The organism is Streptomyces sp. BR123 (assembly GCF_013401435.1).
Classification (GTDB): Bacteria; Actinomycetota; Actinomycetes; order Streptomycetales; family Streptomycetaceae; genus Streptomyces.
The window spans coordinates 1-2,881 of record NZ_JACBGN010000504.1 but is presented as its reverse complement, the minus strand read 5'-3'; the positions used below and the strand labels follow the sequence as shown (position 1 = coordinate 2,881).

The 2,881-nt window shown below is 68.3% G+C and carries 2 protein-coding genes; one reads left to right on the top strand and one right to left on the bottom strand.

The window, feature by feature from the left end; genetic code table 11:
* On the top strand, positions 1-873 hold an 873-nt coding region (locus HYE82_RS35630), incomplete at its 5' end, for a SidA/IucD/PvdA family monooxygenase (RefSeq protein ID WP_179178370.1).
* Positions 874-893: 20 nt separating this feature from the next.
* Here HYE82_RS35630 and HYE82_RS35625 read toward each other — a convergent pair.
* Positions 894-2,690 (bottom strand): bifunctional UDP-sugar hydrolase/5'-nucleotidase, encoded by a 1,797-nt coding sequence (locus tag HYE82_RS35625; protein WP_179178371.1) that lies wholly within the window; start codon positions 2,688-2,690, stop codon positions 894-896.
* Positions 2,691-2,881 lie beyond the last annotated feature (191 nt).

Genomic DNA, 2,881 nt, shown 5'->3' with positions numbered 1-2,881 from the left:
CTGCGGCCCCTCGTCGACGCCCCCGCCGTCCCCGTCATCCACGCCGCCGACTACCTCGGCCACCGCCCCCGGATCCTCGGCGCCGACCACATCACCGTCATCGGATCAGGCCAGTCCGGAGCCGAAGTCTTCCTCGACCTCCTCCGCGCCCGCCCCACCGGCCGCGAGCGCCTCACCTGGCTCACCCGCACCCCCTCCTTCGCCCCCAGGGAACACTCCACGCTCGGCCTCGAACACTTCACCCCCGACTACACCCGCTACTTCCACTCCCTCCCCGAACCCGTCCGCGACCAGCTCGTCCCCACCCAAGCGCAGCTCCACAAGGGCATCGACCCCGCCACCCTCGCCGCCATCCACCACGAGCTCTACACCCGCACCCTCCACGGAGGCTGGCCCGACATCGTCCTCACCCCCGGAGTCACCGTCCGCACCGCCGGCCGCGTCGCCACCACCAAGGTCGAACTCCACCTCGAACACCCCCACCAGGGCACCCGCTCCCGCCTCACCACCGAGGCCGTCGTCCTCGCCACCGGCTACCGGGACCGGCCCCTCTCCCGACTCCTCGCAGGACTCGACCCCTACCTGCACAAGGACTCCTCCGGACGCCCCCGCGTCGACGAACACCACCGGATGGTCCTCGCCCCCACCGTCAGCGGCAGCATCTTCGTCCACAGCGCCGAACGCCGCACCCACGGCGCCGGCACGCCCGACCTCGGCCTCACCACCCGACGCAGCGCCACGATCCTCAACACCCTCACGGGCAAAAACGCCTACCCCGAACCCGCCCGCACCACGTTCACCACCTTCGGCCTCGAACAGCGGGAGCAGACCCGACCCCCGGTCGAACTGCTCCCGCTCATCGAATGCCCCTGAACCCCCGCAAGGACCAGGGATCAGAACACCGGCACGCCGCCCCGGGTCAGGCGCCAGTCCACCGACGCGAACTGCGACGGGTCGATCGTCCCCTTCGCCTTCACCCACGAAATGATCGTGTTACGGATCTCGTCGGAGTTCGCCCACACCTGCTTCGCCTGCGGCACGTGCGGGAACGCACCGCCACCCGACGCCCGGTAGTTGTTCACCGCCAGCACGAACCGCGCCTGCGGATCCACCGCCTTCCCCCGGAACGACAGCCCCGTGATCCGCGAACCCTTCGGCTGCGCGATGTCGATGTCGTACGCCAGCCCGTACACCGCGTCATAGTTGTAGTCCGGAATGCTCTCCGCGTTCGTCAGCTTCGCCGGATCCACCACCGCATCCGGAGCCGTCTGCACGAAGTACCGCGCCGAGTACTCCAGGTAGTCCTTCAGCTGCGCCCCCGTCAGCACCCGAGCCTCCAGCGTGTTCTCGAACGGGTACAGCCCCGCCGCATCCCGCAGCGTCACCTTCCCCGCCGGGATCGCCGCCGTCCGCGAGAAGCACGACGCCTGCGACAGCACCGGAAGCGACGCCCACTCCGTACCGGCCAGCGCGCCCTTCACCGTCTCCGCCTGCACGTGGTTGATCAGATCGATGATCGGCACGTCCTTCACCGGACCCTCCGCCGACGACATCGCCTGCGTCGACGAACCGATCACCTGGTTGACGTACTCCACCACCTTGCGGTGCTCGTCCGACAGCAGCCGCACGATCTCCGGGTCCTCCTCGACCGTGTTCGAGTTCAGCACCCGCGCCGACACCTTCGCCACCGACCACGAGCCCTTCGCCCACGTCAGCTCGAAGTCGAACAGCGTCAGCCGCTGCCCCCACTTCAGCGGCTCCGACAGCACCACGTCCCTGCCGGTCGCCTTGTTCTTCACCCGGTACTCCGGGATCTCCGTGTGCGCGTGCCCCACCAGGATCGCGTCGATCCCCGGCACCTGCTCCGCCACCAGCCCCGCAGCATTCTCGATGTACGGCAGCTGGTCACCGTACGACGACGTACCGCTCGACCCCGAATGCGCCGACACGATCACCACGTCCGCACCCATCGACCGCAGCTTCGGCACGTACTTCGCCGCCTGCTCCTCCAGCCCCGGGAACGTCATCTTCCCCTGCACATTGGCCTTGTCCCAGATCGCGATGCCCGGATTCGTCAGACCCAGCACCGCCACCTTCACGTCCCGCCCGTGCGGAGTCCGCAGCCGGTGCATGCTGTACGGCGGGAACGCCGGCCGCAGCGACTTCGCATCCAGCGCGTTCGCCCCCAGCAGCGGAAAATCACACTGCTCCTGGAACTTCCGCAGCACCGGAATGCCGTAGTTGAACTCGTGGTTGCCCAGCGCCGCCGCGTCATACCCGATCGCGTTCATCGCCTGCGCCATCGGATGCACCGGACCGCGGCGCGCCGTGATCGGGTCCACCTTCGCGTAGTAGTACGACAGCTGCGTGCCCTGGATGGTGTCACCCGCGTCGATGAGCAGCGTGTTGCAGCGCCCCTTCTCCGCCCGCACCCTGTTCACCAGCGTCGAGATCTTCGCCAGGCCCACGTCGTTGTGCGCCTTGTCGTCGAACTCCTTGTCCGTGAAGTAGTCCCAGTTGAAGACGTTTCCGTGCAGGTCGGTCGTCCCCATCACCGTGAACGCATACGTCCGCGGCGGCCGGGAACCCGACTCCGCCGCGGCGGCCGGGCCGGCCGCGGCCCCCGCCAGCGCGACAGCCGCACCCGTGGCAGCCGAGGTCCCCAAAAACGTCCTGCGGTCGAACGCCATGCCATCTCCCCTGTTCAGGCGCTGTCTTGAAGTAGCTGACAACGCGCGTAGATTCTGACTCATCGGTAACAACCGAACCACCCCCCTCCACATCTCGATCCGATGACCACCGGCCGCCGGCAGTGCAACAGTGAAGCCATGACCACCACCCACGACGAACCCCAGCCCGTCCCCCACGCGCCCTACGGCAC